Annotated in this window: 18 protein-coding genes; 5 read left to right on the top strand and 13 right to left on the bottom strand. The window is 70.9% G+C overall.

What is annotated here, in order from left to right; translation table 11 throughout:
- Window positions 1-19 precede the first annotated feature (19 nt).
- Window positions 20-718 carry an EcsC family protein gene (locus HRC28_RS01675; RefSeq protein WP_182378361.1) on the top strand — a complete coding sequence of 233 codons (699 nt, stop codon included), beginning with the start codon at window positions 20-22 and terminating at the stop codon, window positions 716-718.
- Here HRC28_RS01675 and HRC28_RS01680 read toward each other — a convergent pair.
- From HRC28_RS01680 to HRC28_RS01700, 5 genes are all read right to left on the bottom strand, one after another.
- On the bottom strand, window positions 679-1,905 hold the full coding sequence (locus HRC28_RS01680; protein ID WP_182378362.1) for a hypothetical protein: 1,227 nt from the start codon (window positions 1,903-1,905) through the stop codon (window positions 679-681). The two genes, HRC28_RS01675 and HRC28_RS01680, sit on opposite strands and share 40 nt — an antisense overlap.
- Window positions 1,902-3,053 (bottom strand): hypothetical protein, encoded by a 1,152-nt coding sequence (locus HRC28_RS01685; protein ID WP_182378363.1) that lies wholly within the window; start codon window positions 3,051-3,053, stop codon window positions 1,902-1,904. The genes HRC28_RS01680 and HRC28_RS01685 overlap by 4 nt, the downstream gene beginning before the upstream one ends.
- Window positions 3,054-3,160: 107 nt before the next feature.
- Entirely contained in the window at window positions 3,161-4,099 is a 939-nt protein-coding gene (locus tag HRC28_RS01690) for a hydroxymethylglutaryl-CoA lyase (RefSeq protein WP_182378364.1), read from the bottom strand.
- Window positions 4,096-5,952, bottom strand: a complete 1,857-nt coding sequence (locus HRC28_RS01695; protein WP_182378365.1) for a biotin carboxylase N-terminal domain-containing protein — start codon at window positions 5,950-5,952, stop codon at window positions 4,096-4,098. Before HRC28_RS01695 ends, HRC28_RS01690 begins: the two co-directional genes overlap by 4 nt.
- A 5-nt stretch (window positions 5,953-5,957) precedes the next feature.
- The gene (locus HRC28_RS01700) at window positions 5,958-7,520 is read right to left on the bottom strand and encodes a carboxyl transferase domain-containing protein (protein WP_237111656.1); all 1,563 of its coding nucleotides are present in this window, start codon (window positions 7,518-7,520) and stop codon (window positions 5,958-5,960) included.
- Between the two features lie 81 nt (window positions 7,521-7,601).
- Here HRC28_RS01700 and HRC28_RS01705 point away from each other — a divergent pair, with 81 nt between their 5' ends.
- Both HRC28_RS01705 and HRC28_RS01710 read left to right on the top strand, forming a co-directional pair.
- Window positions 7,602-7,976: a hypothetical protein gene (locus tag HRC28_RS01705; protein WP_182378367.1), complete on the top strand. Its 375-nt coding sequence runs from the start codon at window positions 7,602-7,604 to the stop codon at window positions 7,974-7,976.
- 20 nt (window positions 7,977-7,996) lie between these two features.
- Window positions 7,997-8,560, top strand: coding sequence for a TetR/AcrR family transcriptional regulator (locus tag HRC28_RS01710; RefSeq protein WP_182378368.1), 564 nt, complete (start codon window positions 7,997-7,999; stop codon window positions 8,558-8,560).
- 7 nt (window positions 8,561-8,567) lie between these two features.
- On the opposite strand, the gene HRC28_RS01715 is transcribed toward HRC28_RS01710, so the two are convergent.
- The gene (locus tag HRC28_RS01715; protein WP_182378369.1) at window positions 8,568-10,193 is read right to left on the bottom strand and encodes an acyl-CoA dehydrogenase family protein; all 1,626 of its coding nucleotides are present in this window, start codon (window positions 10,191-10,193) and stop codon (window positions 8,568-8,570) included.
- Window positions 10,194-10,198: 5 nt separating this feature from the next.
- Window positions 10,199-11,221 carry a crotonase/enoyl-CoA hydratase family protein gene (locus HRC28_RS01720; RefSeq protein WP_182378370.1) on the bottom strand — a complete coding sequence of 341 codons (1,023 nt, stop codon included), beginning with the start codon at window positions 11,219-11,221 and terminating at the stop codon, window positions 10,199-10,201.
- Between the two features lie 75 nt (window positions 11,222-11,296).
- On the opposite strand from HRC28_RS01720, the gene HRC28_RS01725 reads away from it, so the two are divergent.
- Window positions 11,297-12,025, top strand: a complete 729-nt coding sequence (locus HRC28_RS01725; protein WP_182378371.1) for a PaaX family transcriptional regulator C-terminal domain-containing protein — start codon at window positions 11,297-11,299, stop codon at window positions 12,023-12,025.
- Window positions 12,026-12,035: 10 nt separating this feature from the next.
- Here HRC28_RS01725 and HRC28_RS01730 read toward each other — a convergent pair whose 3' ends face one another.
- From HRC28_RS01730 to HRC28_RS01740, 3 genes are read right to left on the bottom strand one after another with little or no spacing between them, the layout of a single operon-like run.
- Complete coding sequence (locus HRC28_RS01730; RefSeq protein ID WP_182378372.1) at window positions 12,036-12,719, bottom strand: SWIM zinc finger family protein; 684 nt, start codon at window positions 12,717-12,719, stop codon at window positions 12,036-12,038.
- Window positions 12,719-15,571: a DEAD/DEAH box helicase gene (locus tag HRC28_RS01735; protein ID WP_182378374.1), complete on the bottom strand. Its 2,853-nt coding sequence runs from the start codon at window positions 15,569-15,571 to the stop codon at window positions 12,719-12,721. Before HRC28_RS01735 ends, HRC28_RS01730 begins: the two co-directional genes overlap by 1 nt.
- A 44-nt stretch (window positions 15,572-15,615) precedes the next feature.
- Window positions 15,616-16,005 (bottom strand): VOC family protein, encoded by a 390-nt coding sequence (locus tag HRC28_RS01740; RefSeq protein ID WP_182378375.1) that lies wholly within the window; start codon window positions 16,003-16,005, stop codon window positions 15,616-15,618.
- A gap of 56 nt (window positions 16,006-16,061) precedes the next feature.
- Between HRC28_RS01740 and HRC28_RS01745 the strand changes: the two genes are divergently transcribed.
- Entirely contained in the window at window positions 16,062-16,805 is a 744-nt protein-coding gene (locus HRC28_RS01745) for a TetR family transcriptional regulator (RefSeq protein WP_202033195.1), read from the top strand.
- On the opposite strand, the gene HRC28_RS01750 is transcribed toward HRC28_RS01745, so the two are convergent.
- From HRC28_RS01750 to HRC28_RS01760, 3 genes are read right to left on the bottom strand one after another with little or no spacing between them, the layout of a single operon-like run.
- Entirely contained in the window at window positions 16,806-17,405 is a 600-nt protein-coding gene (locus HRC28_RS01750; RefSeq protein WP_182378378.1) for a DUF998 domain-containing protein, read from the bottom strand.
- Window positions 17,402-18,712, bottom strand: coding sequence for a hypothetical protein (locus HRC28_RS01755; RefSeq protein WP_182378381.1), 1,311 nt, complete (start codon window positions 18,710-18,712; stop codon window positions 17,402-17,404). Before HRC28_RS01755 ends, HRC28_RS01750 begins: the two co-directional genes overlap by 4 nt.
- A gap of 58 nt (window positions 18,713-18,770) precedes the next feature.
- Window positions 18,771-19,829, bottom strand: a complete 1,059-nt coding sequence (locus tag HRC28_RS01760; protein ID WP_182378382.1) for a dihydrodipicolinate reductase — start codon at window positions 19,827-19,829, stop codon at window positions 18,771-18,773.
- Between the last annotated feature and the right edge of the window lie 38 nt (window positions 19,830-19,867).

Genomic DNA, 19,867 nt, shown 5'->3' on the forward strand with positions numbered 1-19,867 from the left:
GTCCGCCTAGGATCGAACCATGGCATCTCGTCTGAAGAAGGGTCTCGCGGTCGAGGCAGCCCGGAAGGTCGCGCCCAGGATCACCCACATGGCGCCGGGACTGACCCAGTCGTTCGTGCGCGAGGCGCTGAACCGGGCGATCGCCGGCGCCGGTCCGTTGCCTCCCGCGGCCCAGGCCGCGGAGACCCAGCTGCGCGAGCAGAACGGGAACGTCGACAAGGCCATCCGCGAACTCATCCAGAACCACGTCGCCTACGCGGGTGTCGAAGGTCTGACCACCAACCTCGGCGGCTTGATCACGGCCACGATCGTGGCTCCCGCCAGCATCGCCGGACTCGCCCTCATCCAGTGCCGGATGGTCGCGGGCATCGCGCACCTGCGTGGCTATGACCTCGACGACCCGCGGGTGCGCAACGCGATCCTGGTGACGGTCCTGGGCGACGACGCGGTGGTCAAGATGGTCAAGCGCAAGTTGCTGCCGGCTCCGCCGATGGCGATCGCCACCGCACCCCAGCACGACCCGGAGCTCGACCGCACGGTGTCCTCCGCGCTGGCCACCGAGATGATCACGCGGGTGATCGGCAAGCGGATGGCGACCACCCTCGGCAAGCGCGTGCCCGTCGTCGGCGGCGCCGTCGGGGCAGCCACCGATGGCTGGAGCACCTGGAAGGTCGGCCGCTACGCCGGCCGGGAGTTCCTGCCCCGCACCGTCCGGTAGGCCCCGAGGACCTTGCTGCCGCTGCGGCTGCTCTCGAGCCGCTGCACCGTGCGCTCCATCGAGCGCCGCGTCCTGGAGACCCGTGCCTCGGCCAGTTCGCGCTGCAGGTCGTCGATCTCGCCGCGGAGCCGGTCGAGCTCGTTCTCCCGCTGGACCGACTCGACCAGCAGGGTCCGCAACGCATCCACCGCCGCGCTGGCGACCTGACGCTCGGACGGCCGGTCCGGGTCGGACCACTTCTCGGCCTTCGGCCGGGTTCCCCGGAGATCGGCGAGGTCGCCCACGACGTCGTACTTCTTGTCCGCGAGCTCGGCGATCCACTCCTCGGTGAGCTCGGCGATCCAGTCGAACTGGTCCGGCGGGAGAGCCAACCGCGGTGAATCGGTGCGCGCGGACAGGGTGCGGTGGGCGAGCAGTTCGCGGACCAGGTAGCGGTAGTGGTGGGCCCGCAGGTCGCCGGCGGCCGCCCGGTTGATGCGTCGTACGAGCGCCGTCTCCGGCACGCCGAGGCTGACGTTGGCGCGATCCGCGCCGAGGTCGAGGTCCAGGTCGTCGAGACCGAAGGCCGCACTGAAGCGCTGCCACAGCACCTCCGGCGCACCGCCGGGGCGCGGCACGGTGACGATGTGGATCCGTTCGGGGGGAATCGTCGCGCCCCAGCGGGCCAGGATGTCGGGGATCTCCTGGACCCCCCAGAACCACGACCCCACCCGGTCACTGCGTTCGGGATCGCGGATCAGGTCGAGGAAGCGCGAGAACCGGAACTTCGCCCGGTGCTTGACGTTCTCCTGCCACTCGGCAGGAATCTGGCGCACCAGATCGCGCGCCGAAACGATCAGGTGCACCTCGGCACCGCTGCCGTCGGGCTCGTGGCCGAGCGAGGACAACGCCCGCTCCACCTGGGTGCGCGAGGCGGTGGCGAGGATCTCGTGGCTGATGATCGAGATGCCGTCGTGCTCGCGCACCGTCTCGGCCAGTCGGTCCCACGCGCCGACGGCTTCCTGCTCGAGCCCGCCCCACGGCAGCCGCATCAGGTCCAGTGCGGCCAGGAAGTGGGCGTCGAAACGGTCCGCCGGATAGTTCACGCCCTGCTCGAGGAGGCGCTCCCGGTTCTGGAACAGCACCTCCTGGAGGTACGACGTCCCCGTCTTGGGTGTCCCGACATGGAGGAGGACCCGGCGACTCACGATGCCTCCTTCACGGGCGGGCGCACAGGATCGAGCAGCAGGCCCAGCGCGAGCGCCAGGACCTCGGCGGCGACAGGTTCGACGGGGTCCGCCGCGAGCGGACCGGGCAACATTCGATCGAGATCGCCGAGCACAGGGTAGCCAGCAGCAGCGATCTCGTGGTGGGTGCGTTCAGCCTGTGTCGCGAGCCAGGTCTCCCAGCCCGGAGGGACGGTCAGCGCCGGGCCACCGCGGCCGTCGAGCCGCCCGACGAGGGCGGCGCGGAGCAGGCGGGGACGGGCCTCGGACGGAACCATCCCACCGAGCGGCTGACCCACGCGGCGGACCAGGTCGACGGCGTTCGCGCCGAGCCGGGGCGGCTCAGGAACGGATGCGACACCGAGTTCGGCGGCCAGCGCCGACGGGTCGAGGACGACCCGGACCTGCGCGGCGCCGTACCGCTGCACGGCGGCGTTGGCCATCCTCGGCAGGTCGGCCCGCGGGGGCAACCGGCCGGCGGTCGCGAAGATCTCCACGAACTCCGGCCAGGTCGGACCGCCCTGGTCGAAGGCGCGGGCAGTCCAGGCGTCGGCCACGACCGTGCCGAGGTCATCGGCAAGGAGGTACGCCGTCGCCCCGCGCCCGCCGGGACGCAGACCCTGCGCCGCGAGAGCGGCGCTCATCGCGCGGGCCCGCCAGGGAACTCCGACGATCACGAAGGGCTGTTCCTGGGGGCGTCGCGCGTCGCGCACCCGGTCGACCAGGCCGCGCCGCTGCGGCGGGGCCTCCTCGATCGCGGCGATGTCGTCGGCGATCAGTCCGGCTGCGACGCGGAGGAACTCGTGCTCGGGCAACGTGTCCGGATCGACCGGACGTGGTCCGAACCGCTGCGGCTCGCCGTCGCCAGCGACGGGCAGGTCACCGCGGCCGCGGCCGGTGACGCCCGCAGCCAGAATCCGGTCGGCGGTGGCGCGCGGGAGCTTCCGTCCCGTCGCTTCGGCGGCAAGGTTCGCGCGCCGCAGCAGGCCGAGTTGCTGGGCTCCCGGCAGGTACGACGAGAACGGGTCGGCCTCGCCGGGATCCGCCGTGTTCAGCCAGTCCTGCCACGGCGTGGTGCTCCCGCTGCGCAGCGCAGCGGCCCACCCCCAGGCACGCCGTTGACCACTCATGGTCCAACCGTAGCGCTGGCTCAATTGGTGCGAATCAGCCGGCAGCGTGGCGAGAGGCGTCGGCGGCAGCTTGCTGCCCTCGCTGCGCCGAAGACACGCTCGGCCAATCAGTGCAGCAGGGCCCGGACGACGGCGGAGGGGCTCGGACGCCCCAATTGCTGGGCCATCCAGCCACTGGTCTGCACGACGGCGTCGAGATCGACGCCGTGCTCGATGCCCAGACCGGTGAGGAACCAGACCAGGTCCTCGGTGGCGAGGTTGCCCGTGGCGCTCTTGGCATAGGGGCACCCGCCGAGACCACCGGCGCTGGCGTCGTACGTCGTCACGCCGGCCTGGAGGCCTGCGTGCACGTTGGTGAGCGCCTGGCCGTAGGTGTCGTGGAAGTGCAGCGCGAGCCGATCGGGGCTGATCCCCGCGTCGGTGAACGCGTTGACGAGCGTGCGGACGTGACCGGCGGTGGCGACACCGATGGTGTCCCCGAGGCTGAGCTGGCCAACGCCGAGGTCGAGCAGGCGCTGGCCCACGGCGACGACCTGTTCGATCGGGACAGGTCCCTCCCACGGGTCGCCGAAGCACATCGAGACGTAGCCACGGACGTCCATCCCCGACTCCAGGGCACGGCCGATCGTGGGGTCGAACATCTCGAACTGGGTCTCGATCGTGCGGTTCAGGTTCTTCTGCGCGAACGTCTCGGTGGCCGAAGCGAAGACGGCGACGTGGCGCAGCCCGAGGTCGACGGCGCGATCGAGGCCCCGCTCGTTGGGGACCAGGACGGGGAGTTGCAGGGCAGCGTCGCCGAGCTCGGCCTTCAGGCCGGTCATCAGGTCGGCCGCGTCAGCGAGCTGGGGCACCCACTTCGGGTGGACGAAACTGGTCGCCTCGACGATCGGCAGCCCGGCCGCGAGCAGGCGCTGCACGAACGCCGCCTTCACCTCGGTCGGCACGATCGCCTTCTCGTTCTGCAGGCCGTCGCGCGGACCGACCTCGTAGATGGTGACCTTCGGCGGCAGGCCGGGCTCGTGAACCACCATCGGCAGGGCGGTCATGCGGGCTCCTCCGCTTCGACAACGAAGAGCATGGCTCCCAGGGCCACCTGCTGGCCGGTCACGGCGGCGACGCTGGCCACCGTGCCGTCGTACGGCGCCTTGAGCGCGAGCTCCATCTTCATCGCCTCGATCACGCCCAGCACGGTGCCCTCGGTGACCTGGTCTCCCTCGGCGACCCGGACGTCGAGGACGGTGCCGGGCATCGGGGCGAGGATCGTGCCGTCGCTGGCCGCGGCACCGTGATCGGTGGTCGCGTCGGGACGGACGAAGACGTAGCGCTGGCCGTGGTGCGCGAGCTCCACGCCGTGCAGGTCGACGCGAGCGACGGTTCCCTCCGGGACGCGGGCGACGGGCGTGGCGCGCTCGTCGAACTCGACCGTGGGAATGACGGGAGCGGAACCCATCCGGAAGCCGTCGCCGACGAACGGGCCGTCGGCAGCGCTGTTCGCATCGAGCCACAGCCGGGCAGCGATCTCTCGTGCCGGAGTCGGGTCCGGTCGCGGCACTTCGTGGCGGTCCAGCCAGGCGGTGTCGATCCCGCCGGGCTCGGCGAACTCGGGGCTATCGGCCAGCGCCCGCAGGAAGCCGGTGTTGGTGGTCAGTCCGAGAATCACGGTGTCATCGAGGGCCACGACGAGCCGGCGTCGAGCGGTCTCACGGTCTTTGCCGCGGACGATGACCTTGCCCAGCATCGGGTCGTACGACGTACTGACGACCTGCCCCGACTCGAGGGCGTGGTCGACACGGGGTTTCGAGGCTCGCTCCGCTCGCACCTCAACCACCGAGTCGGGCCAGCGCACCGTCGTCGCGGTACCGGCCTGCGGAAGGAAGCCGCCGAACGCGTCCTCGGCGTAGATCCGGGCCTCCAGGGCGTGGTCGCCGAATGCGACGCCCGCCTGGTCGAACGGCAGCGGCTCCCCCGCTGCGACCGACAACTGCAGGGCCACCAGGTCCGTGCCGCTGTGGATCTCGGTGACCGGGTGCTCCACCTGCAGGCGCGTGTTCATCTCCAGGAAGTAGAAGTCGCCCGTGGACGCGTCGAGGAGGAACTCGATGGTGCCGGCGTTGCTGTAGGCGACCGCCGCTGAGAGGGCGACCGCGGAGTCGTGGATCCGGCCCCGCAGCTCGTCGGCGAGGGCCGGCGCGGGCGCCTCCTCGATGACCTTCTGGTGCCGTCGCTGCACGGAGCACTCGCGGGTGCCGAGGTGGACGACGTGGCCGTGGGCGTCGCCGAGCACCTGGACCTCGATGTGGCGACCGCGCTCGACGTACTTCTCGATGATCATCGTGTCGTCGCCGAACGCGCTGGCGGCCTCGCGCTTCGCAGCGGCGATCGCGGGCTCGAGCTCGGCGGCGGACCGGACGACGCGCATGCCCTTGCCACCGCCACCGGCGGCGGCCTTGACCAACACCGGATAGACGAACGAGGTCGGATCGTCCGTCAGTTCGTACGACGGCACGACCGGGACGCCCGCGGCGACGGCGAGGTCGCGGGCAGCGTCCTTGCGGCCCATCTGCTCGATGACGGTCGGCGACGGACCGACCCAGGCGATGCCGGCGCCGGTGACGGCACGGGCGAACCCGGCATTCTCGGACAGGAAGCCGTAGCCGGGGTGGATCGCGTCGGCACCGGCCTCCTTCGCGGCAGCCAGGACGGCGTCGGCGTCGAGGTAACTCGGGATCCGGATCGTGACATCGGCATCGCGCACGTGCAGCGCCGTGGCGTCGACGTCGGTGTGGATCGCGACGGTGCGGATCCCGAGGTCCTTGCAGGTGCGGAACACCCGGCGGGCGATCTCGCCGCGGTTGGCAACCAGGACGGTGTTGATCACGGTGTTGCTCGTGTCGGTCATCGTCATCACATCCGGAAGATGCCGTAGTTGGGCGCAGGCGTCGGCACGGCGGACGTGATGTCGAGCGCCATGCCGAGGATGCGTCGCGTGTCGGCGGGGTCGATGACTCCGTCGTCCCAGAGCCGCGCCGTGGCGTAGTACGGCGACCCCTGCGTCTCGTACTGGTCGCGGATCGGCTGCTTGAAGTCCTCGTCGTCCTCACGTCCGGCGACGGTCGCGAGCACGCCGGCGGCCTGCTCACCACCCATCACGGAGATCCGGGAGTTGGGCCACATCCACAGGAACCGCGGGTCGTAGGCGCGGCCGCACATGCCGTAGTTGCCGGCGCCGAACGAGCCGCCGATGACGACGGTGAACTTCGGCACGACCGAGCAGGCGACCGCGGTGACGAGCTTGGCGCCGTCGCGGGCGATGCCACGGTTCTCGTACTCGCGCCCGACCATGAAGCCGGAGATGTTCTGCAGGAACAACAGCGGGATGCCGCGCTGGTTGCAGAGCTCCACGAAGTGCGCGCCCTTGAGTGCCGACTCGCTGAACAAGATGCCGTTGTTGGCGACGATCCCGACCCGGTGCCCGTGGATGCGGGCAAAGCCGCAGACCAGCGTCTCGCCGTACAACTGCTTGAACTCGGCGAGGCGGCTGCCGTCGACGAGGCGCCGGATCACCTCGCGCACGTCGTACGGCGTCCGGGTGCTGCTCGGGACGACGTCGTACAGGCTCTCGGGCGGCTCGAGCGGGTCCTCGACAGGCGCGAGGTCCCCTCCGGTGGTCGAGCCTGTCGAGACCGGGAGGGTGCTGACGATGCCGCGGAGGATCTGCAGCGCGTGCGCGTCGTCGTCAGCGAGGTGGTCGACCACACCGCTCTTGCGGGCGTGCACGTCACCGCCACCGAGGTCCTCGGCCGTGACGATCTCGCCGGTCGCCGCCTTCACCAGCGGCGGGCCGCCGAGGAAGATGGTGCCCTGGTTCTTCACGATGACGGTCTCGTCGGACATCGCGGGGACGTAGGCGCCACCGGCGGTGCAGGAGCCCATGACCGCGGCCAGTTGCGGGATGCCGCGGGCCGACATGTTGGCCTGGTTGAAGAAGATCCGGCCGAAGTGCTCGCGATCGGGGAACACCTCGTCCTGCTTGGGCAAGAAGGCGCCGCCGGAGTCGACGAGGTAGAGGCACGGCAGGTTGTTCTCGGCGGCGATGGTCTGCGCGCGCAGGTGCTTCTTCACCGAGATCGGGTAGTAGGTGCCGCCCTTGACCGTCGCGTCGTTCGCGATGACGAGGACGTTGCGGCCCTGGACCCGGCCCACGCCGGCGACCATGCCGGCAGACGGGACGGCGTAGTCGTCGCCGTCCTTCCCGTACATGCCGAAGCCGGCCAGCGGGGCGATCTCGAGGAAGGGGCTGCCCGGGTCGAGCAGGCCGTCCACCCGGTCGCGCGGGAGGAGCTTGCCGCGGTCGGTGTGCTTGGTGCGGGCCGCTTCGCTGCCGCCCAGACGGACACGGGCAAGCCGCTCGCGCAGCTCGGCGGTCAACTCCCCGAGGGTGGGGTCACTGGTGGAGGTCTCGGACACGAGTCCGAGGTTAACGATCATTAACCTCCGATGCAATGCCCCGTGACCGACGACAGGATCACAACGGCCATACTCCCGTCCATGCGTACACCCCTCTCCGCCTGCGTGGCCCTGCTCCTCGCCGTGGCACTCAGCGGCTGCTCCGGGGACGGCGATGACGATTCCAAGGCCAGCTCCACCACCAGCTTCTGCGACGCCCTCGCCGAGGTCGATGCCGCGATCGACGGGGCAAAGCCGGACGACGAAGACTCGTGGAAGCGCATCGTGACCGCCTTCGACACCCTCGACGAGGTGGGCGTGCCCGACAACCTGCCCGCTCCGGGACCTGCCGAGCTCGAGCACGTCGAGGGCCTGGTCCGGAAGAGCGATTCCGTCGAGGCGTTCCAGACCGCCGTCGAGGCCGACCCGCCCACGTCGGACGCCGTCGGCGAGTACATCAGCGACCACTGCAGGTGACAGGTCGCTAGCCTTCGGGGATGAGCGAGGTCAGTCGGCGGGAACAGATCCTGGACACCGCGGCCGATCTCTTCGCGGCCCGCGGGTTCCACGGCGTCTCTGTTGCCGACCTCGGCGCGGCCTGCGGCATCTCCGGTCCGGCGCTCTACAAGCACTTCACGTCCAAGCAGGCGATGCTCGCCGAGATGCTGACCTCGATCAGTGAGCGCCTGCTCGACGTCGGCCGCGAGCGGGTCGACGCGGGCGCCGGGGACGCCGCCGCGGCCCTGCGCGGGCTGGTCGACTGGCACGTCGAGTTCGCCACGTCGCACCGCCCACTCATCGTCGTACAGGACCGGGACTGGGAGTCACTGCCCGAGGACGCCAGGGCGCAGGTACGACGCCTCCAGCGCTCCTACATCAATCTGTGGGCCGACGAGCTGCAGGCCCTGCGGCCCGCCTTGAGCCGCCCGGCCGCGCACGCCGCGATCCAGGCCGCGTTCGGCCTGCTCAACTCCACGCCGCGCGCCGGCCACGACATCCCGGACGCCGAACTGCGGGCACTGCTGGGGTCGATGGCGCTGGCCGCTCTCGACGTTCCCTAGTCCCGGGTCAGAAGCCCGGGACGGCGCGCTCCAGGATCGGGGCGAGGTCGAGGCCGGCGGGCAGGGTGCCGAAGGCGCTGCCCCAGTCGCGCGACAGGCGGCTCGCGCAGAACGCGTCGGACACCGCGGACGGTGCGTGGCGCAGCAGCAGGCCGGCCTGGAACACGACCGCGATCTGCTCGACGATCCGGCGGGCGCGGAGCTCGAGGTCGTCGAAGCTGGTTAGTTCCTTCTTGAGCGACGCGACCGCGTCGTCGTACCGCGGATCGGCACCGGCGGCCAGGTCGGCCTCGGTGAAGAACGCGTCGAGGGCCAACGGCTCGCGGCCGATCGCGCGCAGGGCGTCGAGGGCCGCGACGTTGCCGGAGCCCTCCCAGATGGAGAGCAGCGGGAGTTCGCGGTAGATCCGGGCGAGGTCGAAGTCCTCGATGTAGCCGTTGCCGCCGAGGCATTCGAGCGCCTCACCCGCGACGGCCGGGCCGCGCTTGCAGACGTAGTACTTCGTCGCGGCGAGTGCGAGGCGGCGCAGCGCGGCCTCTCCCTCATCGCCCTGGATCGCGCGGTCGTTGGCGCCGGCCAGCCGCATCATCGCGGTCGTCGCGGCTTCCGACTCGAGCGCGAGGTCGGCCAGCACGTTGCGCATCAGCGGCTGGTCGATGAGGTGCTTGCCGAACGCAGAGCGGTGCTGGGCGTGGTGGGTGGCCTGCACGAGCGCGGACCGCATGCCCGAGGCGCTGCCGATGACGCAGTCCAGGCGGGTCATGTTGACCATCTCGACGATGGTCTTGACGCCCTTGCCCTCCTCGCCGACCAGCCAGCCGATCGCGTTGTCGTACTCGATCTCGGACGACGCATTGGACTTGTTGCCCAGCTTGTCCTTGAGCCGCAGGAAGCGAATCGGGTTGGCGTCGCCGCCCGGCAGCACCCGCGGCAGCAGGAAGCAGGAGAGCCCGCCCGGCGCCTGTGCGAGCGTCAGGAACATGTCGGACATCGGGGCCGACGTGAACCACTTGTGCCCGACGATCCGGTACGTCCCGTCCGGCTGCACGACGGCGGTGGTCGTGTTGGCGCGGACGTCGGATCCGCCCTGCTTCTCGGTCATCGACATGCCGGCGATCAGGCCGGTCTTGGTCTCCGGGTCGCGCAGGCCGAAGTCGTAGGAGCGGTTGGTGAGCAGCGGCTCGAACCGTGCCGCGAGTTCCGGGTTCGCGCGCAGGGCCGGGACGACGGCGTACGTCATCGAGATGGGGCAACCGTGGCCGGCGTCGACGTTCCAGGCGTAGAACTTCGCTGCCCGGGCGACGTGGGCGCCCGCCCGGTCGTCGGCCCACGGAGCCGCGTGGATGCCGTGGGAGACGGCCGTCTCCATCAGCCGGTGGTACGACGGCACGTACTCGACCTCGTCGATACGACGCCCGTAACGGTCGTGGGTGTGCAGGCGCGGCGGCACCCGCTCCGCGAGCCGACCCCACTCGCGGGCCTCTTCGGTGCCGGCCAGTCGGCCGACCTCGTGGATCTCGTCGAGCGCCCACCCGGCACCCTCGCGCTCGATGCCCTCGAGCAGCGCCGGGTCGGCGGCCGTGTCGTGGCCGACCAGCGGCGGAACCTGGTTGAACACTTCGTGGGTCGTCATTTCGGTCATCCCTTGTTCGTCGAAGGTCCGAAGTCGTCGTACGGCGCTGCATCCCGCTCACGTACGGCCTGCCGGAAGCCGGCCTCGGCGGCACGTTGCTGGAAGGCGTAACCCTCGCGGGTGTGGCGCGAGATGCCGTCGAAGACGGTCGAGATCATCTGGCTGTTCTGGACGCCCTGCGCGAGGAGGGCGGAGTTGAGCGCGAGCTTGGCCATCATCAGTTGGTTGAGCGGCATGGCGGCGATCCGCTGCACCAGGATCTCGGTGCGTTCCTCGAGGTCGGCGGCTTCGGGCGCTTCGATGGCCAGGCCCCACTCCGCGGCTTCGCGGCCGGAGAGGCAGTCTCCCGTGAACAGGAGTCGCTTGGCGCGCTGGTCACCGAGGCGGTGCGCCCAGAGTCCGGCCGACGGGACGCCCCAGACGCGGGTGGGTGGGTAGCCGATCTTGGCGTCGGCCGCGATCAGGATCTGGTCGCAGTGCAACGCGATGTCGGTGCCGCCAGCCACACAGAAGCCGTGGATGCTCGCAACGGTCGGCTTGTTCGCATGGAGCAGGCTGGCGAAACCACGGGTGAAGCGGCTCATCATCGCGTAGTCGACCATCGGGTCCCATGTGCCTTCGGGATCGTGATTCCACATCTGCACGGTCGGGTCGAGCACGGTGCCAGTCGTCGGGACGTTGCCCACCCGGTGGTCGAGCTTGTCGAGACCCCCGTCCATCAGCCCCTCTGCCGAGGCGGCCAGGTCGTACCCACCACAGAAGCCCTTCCCGCGACCGCTGAGGACGATGACGTGCACGCGCGGGTCCAGGTCGGCGCGCTCGACGGCGTCCGCGAGTTCGACGGGTGTGTCCGGAGTGATCGAGTTGCCCTGTTCGGGGCGATTGAAGACCAGGCGCGCCACGCGGCCGTCGACTTCGTAGGTGAGCGTCCGGTACGACGGCACCTGCTCACCCGGCGCCGGAGCATCGCGATACGGCGACGCGGGTCCGTCGTACGCAGAACGCCGCCAGGCAGCCTCGTCGGTCATGTCGAACACGTTACATCTATCAAGACAACTGTGTCCATCGTTGTAACAGTCACGGGCTCGTGGGAGGGTGACGGAGTGCCCCCCGATCCCACGTCGCTGCCGCATCTGTCGGCACGGTCGGTGCTGCTCAGCATGCTGCTCGGCTCGCACCCGGACCGGATGAGTCCCGCTGCCCTGGTCCGCGCGGGCGAACACTTCGACATCCCGGCCTCGACCGTGCGGGTCGCGCTGACCCGCGCGGTGGCCGCCGGAGACCTGCGCCGAGCCGACGGCGACTACGCCCTCGGCGCGCGACTGGCCCGGCGCCAGCAGCACCAGGACGAGGCCGTCCTCGACGACGAGATCCCGTGGGACGGCTCCTGGGAGATGGCCGTCGTGGTCGTGTCCGGTCGCTCCGGGCCCGAGCGCGCCGCCCTCCGCGACCAGCTGACTGCGCACCGCCTCGCCGAAGTCCGCGAGGGCGTGTGGACGCGTCCGGCCAACCTGAGCCGCGCACGCGGGTACGCCGACGACGTCGTCCTCACCACCTTCTCCGCGCGACCCGACGGCGACCCGGCGAATCTGGCCGCCGACCTGTGGGACCTGACCGGCTGGGCCAAGGACGGGCGCACCCTGCTGCGCATGCTGTCGAAGGCCACCGCTCCGGCGGCGCGCCTGGCCGTGGCGGCGTCGCTGGTGCGCCACCTCGCCAGCGATCCGTTGCTGCCGGAGGCGCTGCTGCCCCGCAACTGGCCGGCGGACGAGATGCGGAAGACGTACGCCGCCTACCAGTCCGAGTTGCGCGTCCTCGCCCTGCCCGAGTGACCTGCTGCGGTCAGACCAGGCCTTCGGGCAGGTCCTCGCCCCACTCGAACAACTCGAGCGCACGCTGCGCCCGCATCGCTGCGTCCACCACGATCTCGACGTCGTCAGCGAGGTCGGCGATCGGTCGCTCGATCGACGTGCCCTGTGCGGTGTCTCGTTCGTGGAGTTCGGACAACAGGGACTCGCGATCCAGGCCGCGCAACGCGAAGAGCACCAGCGGGTCGGCGTCGACGAGCCACCCAACCTGGAACAACACCGCCAGCGCATGGGCACACGGGTCGAGGTAGTGCGGGCACGTGCAGGTCGCGGAGAACTCGCCGCCGTACGGCAGGAGCTCGACGCCGACCTCTTCGACGTGCTCGACGAAGTCGTGCGGCAGGTTGCCGGCCAGCAGTTCGGCGATCCGGCCGGACTCCGCAGCCACGACGTCGATGAGCGCCCTGCGGGCACTCGCCTCCAGCGTGGGTACGACGACCTCGACCGTCCAGGCGTCATCGCCGGCGCGGACCGCGGCCAGCAGGTTGCCCGCGTCGATGCTGATGCCGCCGACGTCACCGCGGCGCGCGCTGACCCGGCCGGGGCGCAGCTCGGCGTCGGAGTAGGCCGCCTCTTCGACAGCCCGTTGCCACGCCTTGCCCCACCACGACCGCACCCCGCGCCGCGGCAGCGTCTGGCGCACGAAGGTGGTGCGCATCAGTCGTCCCGCTCGTCGGCGGACAGCAGCGCCTCGCGGCGCTGCTCCTTGCGCAGGGTCACGAGGTCGCGGAGTTCCTCGTTGTTGAGCTCGGTCAGCGCGGCGTCACCGCGGGCGAGCACGGCGTCGGCGAGGTTGCGCTTGCGGTCGAGGAGCGCGGCGACGCGTTCCTCGATGGTGCCGCGGGTGACCATCCGGTGCACCTGGACCGGCTTGGTCTGGCCGATCCGGTAAGCCCGGTCGGTGGCCTGGTCCTCGACGGCGGGGTTCCACCAGCGGTCGACGTGGATGACGTGGTCGGCGCGGGTCAGGTTGAGGCCCGTACCGCCGGCCTTCAGCGAGAGCAGGAAGACCGGGACGCCCTGTTCGTCGTCCGCCTGGAACCGTCGCACCATCGCCTCACGGGCGCTGACGGGCGTCCCGCCGTGCAGGAACTGGTGCGGCACGCCGGCGGCGGTGAGGTGCTGTTCGATCAGGCGGGCCATGGCGACGTACTGCGTGAAGACGAGGACGGCGCCGTCCTCGGCGAGGACGGTGGCGACCAGTTCGTCGAGCAGTTCGAACTTCTCCGAGCGGCCGCTCAGGCGCGCGCCGGCGCCCTGTTTGAGGAACTGCGCGGGGTGGTTGCAGATCTGCTTGAGCCCGGTGAGCAGGGCGAGGACGAGGCCGCGGCGGGTCTCCTCGTCGGCGCGCTCGATGCGCTCCATCGAGTCCTTCACGAAGGCTTCGTAGAGGACGACCTGCTCGCGGGTCAGGCCCAGCAGGTGATCGGTCTCGGTCTTCGGCGGCAACTCCGGCGCGATGCCCGGGTCGGACTTGCGGCGCCGCAGGAGGAACGGGCCGATCAGGTCGGCGAACTGGCGCGCCTTAGTCGGCTCCGCGCCGGACTCGATCGGCGCCGCCCACACCCGGCGGAACGCCTGGCGGCTGCCGAGCAGGCCGGGCACGCACCAGTCGAGGATCGACCAGAGTTCGGTGAGGTCGTTCTCGACCGGCGTGCCGGTGAGCGCGACCCGCGCCCGACTCGGCACCTGGCGCAGTGCGCGGGCGGTCGATGTGCGGGAGTTCTTCACGTGCTGCGCCTCGTCGGCGACGACGAGGTCCCACTCGATCGCGGCCAGGCTGGCGGGATCGCTCCGGAGCGTGCCGTACGTCGTCAGCACGAACCCACCGTCGAGACCCTCGAGTGAACGCGCTCCGCCGTGGAACCGGCGCACCGCAAGACCGGGCGCGAACCGCTGGATCTCGCTCTGCCAGTTGCCGAGCAGGCTGGCCGGGCACACGACGAGGGTCGGACCACCTGCCGAGGCGCCGCTCTCGAGGCGGTGCAGGTGCAACGAGATCAAGGTGATCGTCTTGCCGAGCCCCATGTCGTCGGCGAGGCACGCGCCGAGGCCGAGCCCGGTCAGGTCGGCCAGCCAGGTCAGCCCGTGGCGCTGGTAGTCACGCAGCGTCGCGTCCAGACCCTCCGGTGCGGCCAGCGGATCGCGGGTTGCAGCCGCCAGCACCTGCTCGCGCACCTTGAGCAGCGAGGCTCCGACGATGACCTGTGCGGTCGCGGGCTCGGCCGGCTGGGTGGCCGTGGCCTCGGTGGCGGGGAGGTCCGTGACGCCGGTGAGCGCAGCGGCCAGCGCCTGGGCACCAGTGGCCTTGCGGATCAGTCGCTTGCGGGCGCGCTGTGCGGTCGTCGGATCGACCACGGTCCAGGCGCCGCGGAGCTTGATGATCGGGCTGGCCGCGGCGGCCAGTTCGGTCATCTCGTCCTCGGTGAGGGGGTCGCCGTGCAGGGCGATCTGCCAGGAGAACGAGAACAGGCCCTCGGTCGAGAACGGGCTGTCCTGGAGCGGCAACTCGGGGTTGCGCTCGATCTTGCCGCCCCTGCCCCCCTTGTCCGCAGCGTCGGGGCGCCGGTCGAGCACCGCGCGCGCGGTCAGCTCGGGACCGAGGGCGCGCGGCCAGTGGACGTCGACGCGGGCGCTGCGCAGCGGCCCGACGTGGTCGAGCAGGCTGGAGATCTCCTCGCCGTCGAGCGTCAACTGGTCGGGCACGGACAGCGCGAGCAACCGGTCAAGGGTCGGCCACACGTCCGCCGCGGCCCGGAGTGCGATGCTCGCGTGGATCCGCGCCCGGGCCCCGAAGCCGTGTTCGGCAGCGCCGGTGGTCCACAACAGCGCCGCGTCGGCGACGTGCAGCGGATCGCGTTCGTCGTGGACCTGCAGCACCACCCGGACGGCACCCGCGACGAGTTCTTCCTCGGCCGCCTCCACGCGGAGCGAGATCCGCACGAGCTCGGGCAGGGGCGTGCCGTCCTCGGCCAGCCCCGCCTCGGTGTTGGCGGTCCGCTGGCGAGCTGTTCGCTCGGCCAGGCGCTGGCGCACCCGCTCGGCGAAGGCCTCCGGCTCGCGCGGTGCGTCTCCCTCGACCGGCTTCGGACGCGCCCGCACTGCTGGCGCAGCGCGCGGCATCGTGTCGGCGACGGCATCGAGCACCTGGCGGACGATTCCGACCGCGTCGGCGGCCGGCAGGTCGTCGTACGACCGGGCCTCGGCGAGGCGTCGTACGGCGTCGTGGTCGCGTTCGTCGAGGCCGTCCACCCGCCACCCGGTGGCTCCGTCGGGCGCCGGCGCGACCTTGCCGGCGGCGACGAAGCGCAACGCCAGCAGGGCCGCGCCGCTCAGCAGGGCGACACTGGGATGGGCGTCGTCGCGGGTGTGCGCCCGGCTGAGCACGGGCAACGCGGCGTTGACCGGGAGCGCGATCGTTCGGGCGCCGGGGACCTTGTCGGTGAACTCGATCGTCGGTGGGTCGCCGGCCCGGAATGTTGCCGGGCCGGTGACGGGAACGAAGCTCACCGGAGCGACAGTAATCCCCGGGGCCGACAGCTGTTCGCGGGCGGTCACTCAGGCGTCACCATCCACTGCACGAGCTGCCAGACGAGGCCGTTGCCGTCTGCGAACTGGCAGTACCGCTCGCCCCACGGCTCGGTCTCGGGCGGCGTGACGACCTTCGCCCCGGCGGCGGAGATCCGGGCGAACTGGTCGTCGAGGTCCTCGACGACCAACACCAGCAGGAGCCCCTGCCCGGCGGACCCGGCGATCTCTGCAGGCCGGAAGGTCTCCAGTCCGGTACGCAGGAAGATCACGTTGAGCGCAGCGGACGGGTGCTCCAGCGACACGAAGCCGTCGGCCGACATGGCCTCGGTGAAGCCGAAGTGGTCGGTGGCGAAGCGGGCGGATGCCTCGACGTCGGGGACGTTGAGGGAGATGGCGGTGGATGTGACCTGCATCGGGAACTCCTCTGTGCGTTTAACCTTGTACGACGTACAACGTACAGTGTTATAAGATGATTCCCCACCAGGAGGAAAAGTTGCCGCGCTCGCTGATCGACCTGCTCTGGCGGGACCACCCCGACGCCCCGACCGGAGGCATCCGCGGACCACGGGCGCGCGTCTCGACCGGGGACGTCGTCGAAACGGCGATGCAACTGGCCGACGCCTCCGGGCTGGCGGCCGTCACGATCCGGCGGCTCGCCGAGGCCCTCGACGTGTCGACGATGTCGATCTACACGCACGTCAATGGCCGCGACGACCTGCTCGTACTGATGGCCGACGCCGCGCATGCCCAGATGGAGCGGCCGTCGTACGGACGCCTCGGCTGGCGCAGCCGCGTGCAACGGGTGGCCGAGGCGAACCTGGCCCTCCTCCGCGGACGCCCGTGGCTGCACGACATCGACGACGACCGGACGGCGCTGGGCCCCGGCACGATCGCGAAGTACGACCACGAACTGGCCGCACTGGTGCCGCTCGGCCTCGACCCGGTGACCTGCGACGCCGCCCTGACCTTCGCCCTCGACTTCGTCAGGGCTTCTGCGCGTGCGCTGCGGCCCGACCCGCGTGCCGGCGAGATGGCCGAGCACTGGCCGGAGTGGAGCGGGCGACTCGGCGCCTACCTCGGCGACGACTTCCCGTTGGCGCAGACCGTGGGCGCCGCCGCCGGCGAGGCGATGGGGGCGGCCTCCAGCCCGTTGCACGCCTGGGACTTCGGACTGGCCAGGGTGCTGGACGCACTGGCCGCACTGCGCCCCTGATCAGTCCTGCGGTTCCACCGTCCACGCGGACCACGCGGACCACGCGAGGACCGTGACCCAGAGATAGCCCGGCCACAGCGCAAGGCGCTCGAACGCCCCTGCCCCGTGGTCGGCGTTGAGCAGGACCAGGAAGCCGAGCGAGCCGACGAAGCTGGCGACGCCCACCGCCACGGTGGCCGCAGCGAAACGACGGTGCCGCTCGCGCAGGCTCAGACCAAGGAGGACCAGGGCCAGGGGCTGGGCGACGAAGACCCACGCCGCGACGCCACCGTGCAGGCCGGGATGGAGGTTGTTCGGCGTCAGCCCGACGGCCACCGAGCTGATGCCGGCCACGATCCACAGCACCAGCGACGCCGTCGCGAGGCGCCCCGGCGGCCGGGAGTCCCGCAGCAACCACGCGCCCAGTCCGAGCGAGACACCGAAGACCACGAACACCACGTTCATCGCGGCGTGACCGGGCGACGTCGTCGCACCGAGATCACTGATCGTGTCGTCGACGAATGAGTAGCCGGTGACGTTCAGGCCGATCACGACCTCGGCGACGACGTAGCACCCCTGGAGGAGCCACGTCGTCGCCGGGAACGGTCGTGGGTTGATCACATCGCCTTGGCGACCTTCTTGCCGCGCAGGCGGGTCAACCCCACCCCACCGAGAAGGAGTACGGCGCCGGAGGCGGCCAGCGCACCCGACCACTGACTGGGGCGCTCGGCCGCCAGCGCGACGGAAGCCAGCGGCACCATGAGCATCGGCATCGCGATCGCCAGGAGCGAGAAGCCGGAGTGGTTCGAGATGGCCGCAGCGAGGGCCCACAGCACCGTGAGGAGCGCAGCGAAGGCCAGGACCCACCACACGTCGGACTCGTGGAAGCCCACCTCCTCGACGGTCAGGTAGCTCTCGGAGGACTCGACGTCGTCATACATGTCCATGTCCTGGTAGCCACCGAACATGCTGCCGAAGAAGTCGCCGAGGAGACGGGTCACCACGAACGTCGCCATGATCCCGACGAAGCCGACCAGACCGGCCACGCCGACAGCGACACCACTCACGGCCCGGCTCGGGAGCGCCCAACCGAGCAGGGTGACGGACACGACGAACACGGCGACCAGGACTGCCCCGATGACCTGCTCGTTCCCATCAACGCTGTCGGCGACGAAGTCATCGAAGGCCAGGGCATAGATGATCGCCAGACCCGCGATGGCGACGACCACGAACGCGGCCCGCCTCGCGGCGACGTACCCGATGATCGCGAGCACGACGAGGACGGCGCCGGTGAGGTAGCCCATCCAGGTGTCGTCGCTGTCGATGCCGACGTTGAGGACCACAGCGGTGGCGAGGATCCCGATCACGCCCGGCCAGGTGACGACCTCTTCGCGCGCCCGCCCGCCCGTACGACGACGGGCCACGACCGCGCCGAGGATGGCCACGAGCAGCAGCACCGCGGTGGCGCCGAGGCCGACGCCGAAGTTGGACCAGTCGAGGGAGCCGTCATCGGTGTCGCGACTGCGGATCGCGGAGATGCCGACGGCCGCGCCGAGGAGGCCGGTCCCGACGGCGATCAGCGCACCCGTACTGCCGGCCTTCGAGGCCTTGGTCGGGAACTCCGGGTGGATCGGCCCGCCGGGCTGGGCCGCTGCGTCTGGGCCCTCGAACGCACCGAACGGGAGCAGGCCGGTGTCGTCGGGCGACTCGGGGGCGGGCGGGCCTGCGTGCGCTCCGCCGTGTCCGCCGTCGTGCGCTCCGGGCGTCACCAGCACGGTCTCGTCGGGCTGGGGGTCCGCGGGCCGCATCACGGTCTTGTCGGGCTGGAACTGCGGCGGGACCGGCGGCGCCGGTGGCGGAGGCGGCGGCGCGGCGCTCGAGTCCGCTGCGGGATCCGGCGTGCCAGGAGTGGGAGCGTCGTCGTTCATGCTCGCCAATCTAGGCGCGAGGAGGCGTCGATCGGGGGACGCTGCGGCCCGGACGCGATCAGGCGCGCATCCGCCCGGTGATCGGCGGCAGGTCGGCGAGCGTGACGATGCCGGGTGCGGCAGAGACGACGTACGGCACGGCGTTGGTCACGGGGAGCGCCGTGTAGATCATGCCGAGCCCCATGAAGCCCTCTTCGGTCCATCCTTCCGGGGGCAGGCAGTGCAGGACGGTGCGCATGTTGGGGACGCCGAAGACCTGGATCACGTGGCCGTGGGCGAGCGGCTTCGGGGGCGCGACGTGGCTGCCCATCGTCCAGTTGAAGCCGACGCTGACGACATTGCGGTCGCCGACCCAGCCGCGGTGGTAGCCGAGCACCCCGGCAACGGTGCCCTCGGGGATCTGCATGAAGCCGAGGTCGGAGTCACCGGTCGCGGCCGTGAAGGTGACGTCGAACGTCATCCGGTCCAGGGTCACGCCCATCGCGTCGGCCATCATCGCGGCGGACTCGGCGAAGACCTCGCTCTCGCGGCGCACGTTCTCGGCGAGGCCGGGCGTCGCCGGGTCCTGCGAGAAGCCCATCGCGGTCTGGGTCTCGGCGGACTCATAGGTCGAGCAGTCGACGGACTCGGTGATCCGGACCTCGTCGACCTGCTCGCACGATCCGCTGAGCGTCATCGCGATCACGTTGGTCATGCCCGGGTGCGCGCCGCTGCCGAAGATCGTTGCGTTGCCCTCGACGCAGGCCTTCTCGATGCGAGCCCGGTCCTCCGGTGACTGCTTGCCGCCGGTGATCCAGGCGGCGCTCGTGCACACGTTGACCCCCGCCTCCAGGAGCGCGACCAGTTCATCGATGTCCGGCCAGAGCGGGTTGTAGCAACACGCATCGGGCTTCAGCGCGAGCAGGGCAGCGATGTCGTTGGTGGCGATCACCCCGGTCGGCTCGGGCCAGTCACACAGCTCGGCCGCGTCCTTGCCGACCTTGTCCGCGCCGTGCGCATAGACACCGACGAGCTCAAGGTCGGGGCGACTGAGGATGGCGTGCGCTGACCTGCGGCCGATGTTGCCGGTCGTCCACTGGATGACCTTGAGGGGACGATCGAAGCGGGGCACACTCATGGCGCGACAGTAGAACGCGTTCTAGTTTCTGTCGAGGG

This window comes from Nocardioides sp. WS12 (assembly GCF_014108865.1).
Taxonomy (GTDB): domain Bacteria; phylum Actinomycetota; class Actinomycetes; order Propionibacteriales; family Nocardioidaceae; genus Nocardioides.

What these genes read in the sequence shown, in the direction of transcription:
- HRC28_RS01675 (WP_182378361.1), top strand. Translation starts at nt 20, where the DNA reads ATGGCATCTCGTCTGAAGAAGGGTCTCGCGGTCGAGGCAGCCCGGAAG.
- HRC28_RS01685 (WP_182378363.1), bottom strand. Translation starts at nt 3,053, where the DNA reads ATGAGTGGTCAACGGCGTGCCTGGGGGTGGGCCGCTGCGCTGCGCAGC.
- HRC28_RS01690 (WP_182378364.1), bottom strand. Translation starts at nt 4,099, where the DNA reads ATGACCGCCCTGCCGATGGTGGTTCACGAGCCCGGCCTGCCGCCGAAG.
- HRC28_RS01695 (WP_182378365.1), bottom strand. Translation starts at nt 5,952, where the DNA reads ATGACCGACACGAGCAACACCGTGATCAACACCGTCCTGGTTGCCAAC.
- HRC28_RS01705 (WP_182378367.1), top strand. Translation starts at nt 7,602, where the DNA reads ATGCGTACACCCCTCTCCGCCTGCGTGGCCCTGCTCCTCGCCGTGGCA.
- HRC28_RS01710 (WP_182378368.1), top strand. Translation starts at nt 7,997, where the DNA reads ATGAGCGAGGTCAGTCGGCGGGAACAGATCCTGGACACCGCGGCCGAT.
- HRC28_RS01715 (WP_182378369.1), bottom strand. Translation starts at nt 10,193, where the DNA reads ATGACGACCCACGAAGTGTTCAACCAGGTTCCGCCGCTGGTCGGCCAC.
- HRC28_RS01720 (WP_182378370.1), bottom strand. Translation starts at nt 11,221, where the DNA reads ATGACCGACGAGGCTGCCTGGCGGCGTTCTGCGTACGACGGACCCGCG.
- HRC28_RS01730 (WP_182378372.1), bottom strand. Translation starts at nt 12,719, where the DNA reads ATGCGCACCACCTTCGTGCGCCAGACGCTGCCGCGGCGCGGGGTGCGG.
- HRC28_RS01740 (WP_182378375.1), bottom strand. Translation starts at nt 16,005, where the DNA reads ATGCAGGTCACATCCACCGCCATCTCCCTCAACGTCCCCGACGTCGAG.
- HRC28_RS01745 (WP_202033195.1), top strand. Translation starts at nt 16,062, where the DNA reads ATGATTCCCCACCAGGAGGAAAAGTTGCCGCGCTCGCTGATCGACCTG.
- HRC28_RS01755 (WP_182378381.1), bottom strand. Translation starts at nt 18,712, where the DNA reads ATGAACGACGACGCTCCCACTCCTGGCACGCCGGATCCCGCAGCGGAC.
- HRC28_RS01760 (WP_182378382.1), bottom strand. Translation starts at nt 19,829, where the DNA reads ATGAGTGTGCCCCGCTTCGATCGTCCCCTCAAGGTCATCCAGTGGACG.